This is a genomic window from Bacillus sp. SD075, from assembly GCF_017355165.1.
Taxonomy (GTDB): Bacteria; Bacillota; Bacilli; order Bacillales; family DSM-1321; genus Peribacillus.
The window spans coordinates 88,045-96,640 of sequence record NZ_JADILK010000014.1; the positions used below are offsets into that span (position 1 = coordinate 88,045).

An 8,596-nucleotide genomic window follows, 5' to 3' on the forward strand; every position below is an offset into this window, starting at 1 on the left:
ATTACCATCCACGTTCCTGCATCCGTTCTGCCGGAGCTAGTTTGGAAATATCAATTCCTTTCATTGCACTGCCCAACTCTTTGGACAACCGACCGATCAATTCATAATCGGTGAAATATGTAGTCGCTTGAACGATTGCCGACGCGAATTTTTCTGGATTTTCAGATTTAAAAATACCAGATCCTACAAAAACGCCATCTGCTCCCAATTCCATCATCAGTGCTGCATCTGCCGGAGTAGCAATTCCGCCAGCCGCAAAGTTAACTACAGGCAATTTACCTGTGCGTTTGATTTCTCTTAAAATTTCATAAGGAGCTCCAATATTTTTTGCCTCTGTCATTAATTCATCTTCACTCATGATGCTCACTTTACGAATTTGCGACTGTACCTTTCTCATGTGACGCACAGCTTCCACAATATTACCGGTACCTGGTTCTCCTTTTGTGCGAAGCATTGATGCTCCTTCACCAATACGGCGTGCAGCTTCGCCTAAATCACGGCAGCCACAAACGAAAGGTACAGTGAAATCACTTTTTAGAATATGGTATTCTTCGTCGGCAGGAGTCAGCACTTCACTTTCATCGATATAATCCACTCCCATGGATTCCAGGATCCTTGATTCAACAATATGGCCAATCCTTGCTTTAGCCATGACCGGGATGGACACTGCATTCATTACTTCCTCGACAATTCGAGGATCTGCCATTCTAGCTACCCCGCCAGCCGCACGGATGTCGGAAGGAACCCTTTCCAATGCCATGACAGCGACAGCACCGGATGCTTCTGCGATTTTTGCTTGTTCTGCGTTAATGACGTCCATAATTACGCCACCCTTTTGCATTTGTGCCATTCCTCTTTTTACTGTTTCAGTTCCTAATAATTTTTCCATTTCTCTTCCCCCTAATATTTTCATTTTTTAGATTTGTTAGATTTAGTATAAAAAATAGTTGACCGTATTGAAAGTGTCAGTTTTAATAAATTTAATGGGGTCAGTATAAATAACTCAAAAGGGTGGAAACAAAATGAATATGCTTTCTTGTGATTTAAATCGGTTAAGTGACGTACCTTTGTACGAACAATTATATTCATATATTAAAAAAGAAATTATTGATGGCCGTCTTCTTTACGGCACAAAGCTGCCTTCCAAACGGAAATTGGCAGAGTTCCTTCAAATAAGTCAAAATACTGTCGAGACTGCATATGAACAATTGACTGCTGAAGGATACGTTGAAGTCATACCAAGAAAAGGGTACTATATTCAAACATCCGAGGATTTAGAGTATACACAAACTAACCAAGTATCCTTGGAACAAATCAATCATAAAGAAGGGGAATTGCTGTATCATTTTCATCCCAGCCAAATTGACACGGAACACTTCCCATTTGAGAAATGGAGAAAATACATGAAAAGCAAAATCGATGAATCACATCAAGATCTTCTTTTACTGGGGGATTCTCAAGGGGAGTATGAATTACGATGTGAAATTGCCCATTATTTGTATCATGCACGTGGTGTACAATGTGTTCCCGAACAGATCATCATAGGTGCTGGAATGGAAATTTTATTGCAGCAGCTTGTCCTTCTATTCGATAAAAATGCCATATATGGTGTTGAAGATCCTGGGTATCACCTTATTCACCGGATTTTACGCAACTACCCAAATGAAGTCCATCCACTGCAAATTGATGAAGAAGGCGTAAAGGTGAACCAAATTGAAGATTCAAAGATTGACGTCGTGTATGTCACTCCCTCACATCACTTCCCTAATGGGACGATCCTATCCGTTAACAGACGGACTCGATTGTTGAATTGGGCTCAAGGGGCAGCAAACCGCTATATTATCGAAGACGATTATGATAGTGAATTTCGTTATAGTGGGAAAACAATTCCTTCCTTACAAAGTATGGATGCCAGTGATAAAGTGATTTATTTAGGTTCATTCTCAAAATCATTGATGCCATCAATCCGGATCAGTTATATGGTTCTTCCCGCTCCGTTGTTACAAATGCATCAACAGGAATTATCTTTTTACCATTCAACCGTTTCTCGGATTGATCAGCATGTATTGACACAGTTCATGAAGGAAGGGGATTTCGAAAAGCATTTGAATCGAATGAGGAAAGTTTACCGTCGCAAGTTAGATAAAGTGATTGATCTGTTTAAGCCCCATCAACAAATAAAAATCATTGGGGAGCGGTCAGGATTGCATATCGCCCTCATCGTTAAGAACGGTATGGATGAACAGACACTTATTCAAAAGGCAAATGATAATCATATTAAAATTTATGGATTATCGTCATATTCGATCGAAAAAATTGACGAACATCCTCCAAAAATCATATTGGGCTTTGCAGGGATCCCTGAATCCGAATTGGAAAATGCCATTCACCTTTTATTGATCTCATGGGGTTTATAAAGAAAAAGAAGTTCACTGTCGTGAAATTCTTAAGTTTATCGGTTTCGGAATGGTCTCATCACGATTTTACCGAAATGATTACCATGATTTTAAAACAAGACTTTTATCTATGATGAAACCACACTGGATTGAAGAAATTTGCGACCCTCCTGCCTAATGTCTAGTGCCTCCTCACCGCTAGATGCCTGCGGTGAGAAGGCTCGGCAGTTAGTCGACTTAAAAGCAGAATCGATATTTGGACCGCAAAATGAATGCTTCGGAGTCCGAATAATGCTATGACGGTCAAATAAAGCACGGTGCAAGACGAATAACTGCATGAACGGTAGAATAAAGTGCTCCGGCTGAAGGAACATTTTTTAAATAAAAAAACTGTAGACAAACTCGTATTTCTTCGAGTTTGTCTACAGTACTGAGAAGTTCACACTCGTGAACTTTTTTAAGTTTTAGATAAATATTGTTCCATCATATCCTTTGGTACCATACTCCCGCCAGTCGCCCAGATAATATGCGTGGACTGGTTCATCTTATCCAGAAGTTTTTGATTGATAAGATATTCCCTTCCTTCTGGAGCAGTCAAAAGTTGTATCGGACCAAATGCTCCTGCTAGGGCAGATGGCTCTAAATAATGACCTTCCGTCTCTGCCATTTCCCTGAGCAGTTCGAATAACCTTCTATCCCCTATGGTATAGCTGCCGCTTAACATGGTCGTCATCATACTGGAAACTAATGCTGATGGCCTACCGACAGCAAGACCATCCGCTTCCGTCTTATTATCGATTCCAAAGTCCTGCACTGAGACATTGTCATGAAGGCCGGTCATCAATCCGAGCGTCATACATGGTGAATGTGTCGGTTCTGCAAAAAAACAATGGACATCATTTTCAAAGGCTAACTTGAGCCCATATGTTATACCGCCGGGCCCTCCTCCGACTCCACATGGTAAGTACACAAACAAAGGGTGATCTTTGTCTACTAGTATGGACATATCGTTCAGTTGTTTCTTCAGTCGCGTTGCAGCCGTCGCATAACCTAGCAGCAGATCCATGGAATTTTCATCATCAATAAAATGGCAATCGGGATCAAGTGATGCTTCATTACGGCCTTCTTCTACAGCTTTACTATAATCATCATCATATTCCTTTACGATGACACCGAGACTTGTTAACTTATCCTTTTTCCACTGTTTAGCATCTGCAGACATATGGACCGTTACTTTAAATCCCAGCTTAGCGCTTATTATTCCAATACTCAGTCCTAAATTCCCGGTTGAACCGACAGCAATCGAATATTTTGAAAAAAGCTCCTTGTATTCATCACTCGCAAGTATTCCATAATTATCAATCCGCTTTAAACCACCATGCTTCATTGCAATTCCCTCAGCACGTTTTAAAACCTCATAGATACCCCCGCGTGCCTTGATGGAACCTGATATAGGTAAATGACTGTCACACTTCAGCAAAAGTTTCCCTGCTATTTTAGTCTCATAGGTTTCTTCCAATTTTTTTTGCATGGAAGGAATCTCGGTAAGTGGTGATTCAATGATCCCCTCCATGGGCTCGGTTTCTGGAAAAGCTTTAATCATATAGTTGGCAAATCTATCTAATCTTTCTTCAGCCAATTTAACTTGTTCAGCCTGCACGATTGGGTTTTTTTGTTCGTTACCATAATCTGGATTAGTCCAGAAGACTTCATTCATCTTTATCACATTATTAAGTATAGGATCTTTCGCTTTCCAATCCATAATCGATAAACCTTCGATTTTTTTATTCATCTCCACAGCGTTCCCTCCCGGAAATGTAGTATTCATCATCTACTATAACTCAACAAACTGCAATAAAGATTACAATTTTCACTTATTTAAGAATAATCAGCTTAGAAAGTTAAATCCACTTTTAATTTCCCTCGCACACTATTAATAAACCAAATTTCCTCAGCGTTATTAAGGTCAGCCTTTGAAATGGCTTTTTCCTTGATTTCCATCTTCCTGATCAATTCTTGACGAAATGTTCCAGCAAGGAGACCTGATTCCACCGGAGGGGTATAGTGATCACCATTTATCTTCACCACTACATTTCCGTTCGTGAATTCCGTGATGAATCCTTCTTCATTCCAAAGCAGAACATCATGGAAGTCGGGATTATTATTCTGAAAACCTTCATATACATCACGATTGGTGGTCTTATGAAATAGAAATGGATTTGCACTTGATATTGGAGTTTCAGCCAAGATGGCCGTGAATTTTGAGTCAAAGGGCTTGATTGCTTGTCCGGAGACTTCAATTTCACCATTTTCATTAAGTAGTACCCTTACCTTTTGCACCGTCCCACGGTTTAATTCTGCATACTTTTGGAGTCGATCTCTAAGATACAATTCAGAGAACCGATAATCGAAGTAATCAGCGGATTGTTTCATCCGATCGATATGATCATTCAACAAATAATATTCGCCATCGCGGAGCTTCATCGATTCCAATAGTTTATAAGCAGGCCTTTCCACCGTCAATAATTTAGCTTTTAATAATGCTTCGTCATATTCTTCCGATAACGCGGAATCCCAAGTGATTCCCCCGCCTACCCCATACTCGGCTTTCCCAGTTTCTTTATCGATCACGACTGTACGAATTGGCACATTAAATACGGCTTCGGAATCTGGGGAGATGAACCCGATTGCACCGCAATAAACTTCGCGTGGCGACATCTCGATATCAGCGATGATCTCCATCGTTTTAATTTTAGGTGCACCTGTTATCGATCCACATGGAAAAAGAGCCCTGAATATATCAATGATTGTTGTTCCTGGATTCGTATCGGCTGTAATTGTGGATGTCATTTGCCAAACGGTCGGATATTTTTCAATTGCCTTAAGTTGTGGAACCTTGACACTTCCTGGTTCTGCAATCATTCCCAAATCATTTCTGAGCAGGTCCACGATCATATAGTTTTCAGCTTGATTCTTTTCCGAGCCCGCTAACCAGTCTGCGTTGAGCTGATCCATTTTCAGTGTCGTTCCCCGCTTTACCGTCCCTTTCATTGGCCGAGTAATCAGCTGGCCATCTTCCCAACGGAAAAACAACTCGGGTGAAGCCGATAGGATTCGATGTGTCCCCACATTCAAATATGCACTATAGTTCGAGCGTTGCGCCCTCTTCAAGCGATCAAAGAATGCGAGGTCATCTCCTTGGAACTGGGATTGCAAACGCATCGTATAATTCACCTGATACGTATTCCCTTTTTCGATTTCCGATTTTATTCTTTCAAACCCGGAATGATAGGTATTTGAATCCGTATCAGATTGCCATTCAGCTAAGCTAAAAGCCCCGGTCATTTCTTCAGGTATTCCTTCTTCCGGTTTATCAAAAATCCCGAACCATAATAATGGCATTTTGGCTTCATCTTTTACTTTAAAAGATTTTTCAAAAGCAGGTGCCGCTTCATAGGAAACATATCCGGCTGCGTAATGCCCCTGTTCGATCGCTTCCTGGACTTTTTGGAATTGGGGAAGGACATCCTCAATTGAATGGGCGGTGAACACCTTTTTCGGATCCGTAAAATATAGAGGACGGCTGTCACCTTGTTTATCTGTGAAGTGAAATATTAAGGATAAAGGATCTTCTCGTTTCATTACTCTCTCCTAACTTTTTTATGAAGTAAAACGGTATGTATTTTATAAAAGAGCTTGCAGACACGGAATCTGCAAGCTCATTCTTTGACACTTATTTCATTCCAGTAACCTCTGCAATGATTTCATAAGAACGAAGGCGTGCATCCTGATCATGAATGGCAGAGTTTATAATCATTTCATCCGCCTGTGTTTCATTTAAAAATGCCTGCAACTGCTCTTTTACCTCTATTGGATTTCCTATAATGGAAGCGTTCAGTTGCTTCATGACAATAGCCTTTTCATATTCTGTCCAAAGGCCTTCCATCGTATCAACTGGAGGAGCAAGTTGACCAGGAGTGTTCCGTATCAAATTCAAGAACTGCTGTTGGTAAGAGGTAGCAATCCTTTGCGCTTCTTCCGTAGTATCAGCTGCAAATACATTGATACCAACCATGACATAAGGTTTATCGAGAACGTCGGATGGTTGGAAATTATTGCGGTAACGGGCTAATGCTGGTTGAGTATTTTCAGGGGAAAAATGACTTGCAAATGAAAATGGCAATCCCAGCTGTGCTGATAATGCAGCACTGAAGCCGCTTGAACCAAGTAGCCAAATCGGGATATCCTGTCCTTCGCCAGGGATGGCGCGAACACGATTATGTTTAGAGTCCGCATCTAAATAGCTACGGAGCTGTGCCAATTGTTCAGGAAAATCCTGACCGTTATTACGTACATCGCCCCGTAGTGCCATGGCTGTAAACTGATCGCTTCCCGGAGCACGTCCCAGTCCTAAATCTATTCTACCAGGATACATTGCTTCCAATGTTCCAAATTGTTCTGCGATAACCAGCGGTGCATGATTCGGTAGCATTATGCCTCCAGAACCCACACGAATCCTTTCCGTCCTACCTGCAACATAGCCTATAAGGACTGACGTTGCAGAGCTTGCAATCCCAGGCATGCTATGATGTTCCGCAACCCAGAAACGGTTGTAATTCCATTGCTCCGCATGTTTTGCTAATTCTACTGTATTTTTAAAAGCTCCCGAAACTGTGCCACCTTCAACAATAGAAGCCAGGTCCAGAACGGAAAAAGAAATGTCGCTAAGTTTTTTTGCATGTTGATCAGCACTCATATCTTCATCTTCTTTCTTTCAATTATGATAAATTGGACGCAAAGCCATCATATAGAAAATGCACACAAAATGCACACAAAATGCTCGAAGGGATTAACTGTTTAGAATTTCCCTGGCAATCAAACGAAACGAATTAAGCCTATCCTCCAACTTATGAGTGATGGTTATCAGCATGATTTCATCTGCTTGATATTTCTCCTGAATCTCCAATAGGCGATACTTCACTTGTGAAGGGGTACCCAAAATCAGTTTTTTATTCATGGTTTCCATCAGTGCTTTTTCTTTTTCCGTCCAATCATGATTCCTTACCTCTTCTATACTTGGAACCAGCTTTCTTTCCCCATGTCCACTTTGAATTTTCCATAGGGTATTGCTAAGGGCGATTTCTTTCGCATGTTCCTCCGTTTCTGCGCATATGGCCGAAACCGTAACAATCGTTTTAGGTTCTTTAAGTAACCCTTTTATTTGAAAGTGCTCACGGTACCCATGAAAGCTCTGCAGTCCATCATTTTCGCTCATGAATTCACCAAACGCGTATGCAGCACCATTCTCAGCGGCGAGTTTTGCACTTTTCCCGCTTGTTCCCAATATCCATGGTTCAGGCGGTACCGGTGGGATAGGAGCAGCCGAGACATTTGAAAACGGATGTTCTTTCGGAAATTCATCTCTTAGAAAATTCAACAGTTCTTGAACAAGTTCAGGCATTTGGTAAACATTCTGAAGAAAATTATCGGATAATGCCATCGTTGCTTCGGCAGATCCACCAGGAGCACGCCCCAGTCCCATATCAATCCGGCCTGGAAAAAGTGTAGCTAGCATATTATAAGTCTCTGCTATCCGATATGGTTTATAATGTGGAAGCAGCACTGCCCCTGATCCAATCCGGATATTTTTTGTTTGTGCACCAATATAGCTTATCAACACCTCTGGAACGGAACAGGCCAACCCCGGCAGATCATGATGTTCAGTTAACCAGATTCTGCTATAACCCAGTCTATCTCCCTCTTGTGCTAGTTGAAGTGAAGCCTGCAAAGCTTCTTGTGCTGATTGTCCGGATGCAATTGGGGATTGATCCAAAATACTCAGTTTCAATTTTGCTACCTCCTATCTTGTCTTTCGTAACTTAATGGTAGATCATAACTAGTTGAAAGTCGCCTGAAACGCTTGCTTTGTCGTTTTTAGTTTGTAGCCTTTAGCAGAAAATATAAAGAGTTGAATCTAAATTGAGAAGTATGAGGAAACTATATATTCTAGCGAGGTTTTTGTTTGAATACACTAATTACATAGAAGACTTAAGAAATCATCACTTATTCTACCGAGGTCTTTTTAAAGATATATGTAAATGAAGAAAAGCCCTTAAAAGGGCTTTCAGTTTGTAGACAAAAGGGGTTCGGAATTAAAAAATTCCGACCCCCTTTTGAAATTCCCTTTGAAATTTTGACCA

Annotated in this window: 6 protein-coding genes; 1 reads left to right on the forward strand and 5 read right to left on the reverse strand. The window is 41.0% G+C overall.

Annotated elements, in window-relative coordinates; translation table 11 throughout:
* Position 1: 1 nt before the first annotated feature.
* Entirely contained in the window at positions 2-889 is an 888-nt protein-coding gene (gene pdxS, locus IOC57_RS12575; protein WP_207439041.1) for a pyridoxal 5'-phosphate synthase lyase subunit PdxS, read from the reverse strand.
* A gap of 133 nt (positions 890-1,022) precedes the next feature.
* On the opposite strand from pdxS, the gene pdxR reads away from it, so the two are divergent.
* Positions 1,023-2,417 (forward strand): MocR-like pyridoxine biosynthesis transcription factor PdxR, encoded by a 1,395-nt coding sequence (gene pdxR, locus IOC57_RS12580; RefSeq protein ID WP_207439042.1) that lies wholly within the window; start codon positions 1,023-1,025, stop codon positions 2,415-2,417.
* A gap of 436 nt (positions 2,418-2,853) precedes the next feature.
* Here pdxR and IOC57_RS12585 read toward each other — a convergent pair whose 3' ends face one another.
* The 4 genes from IOC57_RS12585 to IOC57_RS12600 form a co-directional block, all read right to left on the reverse strand.
* Positions 2,854-4,188 (reverse strand): D-serine ammonia-lyase, encoded by a 1,335-nt coding sequence (locus tag IOC57_RS12585; protein ID WP_286184807.1) that lies wholly within the window; start codon positions 4,186-4,188, stop codon positions 2,854-2,856.
* Positions 4,189-4,289: 101 nt separating this feature from the next.
* Positions 4,290-6,038 carry an aminodeoxychorismate synthase component I gene (gene pabB / locus IOC57_RS12590; RefSeq protein WP_207439043.1) on the reverse strand — a complete coding sequence of 583 codons (1,749 nt, stop codon included), beginning with the start codon at positions 6,036-6,038 and terminating at the stop codon, positions 4,290-4,292.
* A 91-nt stretch (positions 6,039-6,129) separates the two neighbouring features.
* Complete coding sequence (locus tag IOC57_RS12595; RefSeq protein WP_207439044.1) at positions 6,130-7,152, reverse strand: LLM class flavin-dependent oxidoreductase; 1,023 nt, start codon at positions 7,150-7,152, stop codon at positions 6,130-6,132.
* Positions 7,153-7,245: 93 nt separating this feature from the next.
* Entirely contained in the window at positions 7,246-8,244 is a 999-nt protein-coding gene (locus tag IOC57_RS12600; protein ID WP_207439045.1) for an LLM class flavin-dependent oxidoreductase, read from the reverse strand.
* Between the last annotated feature and the right edge of the window lie 352 nt (positions 8,245-8,596).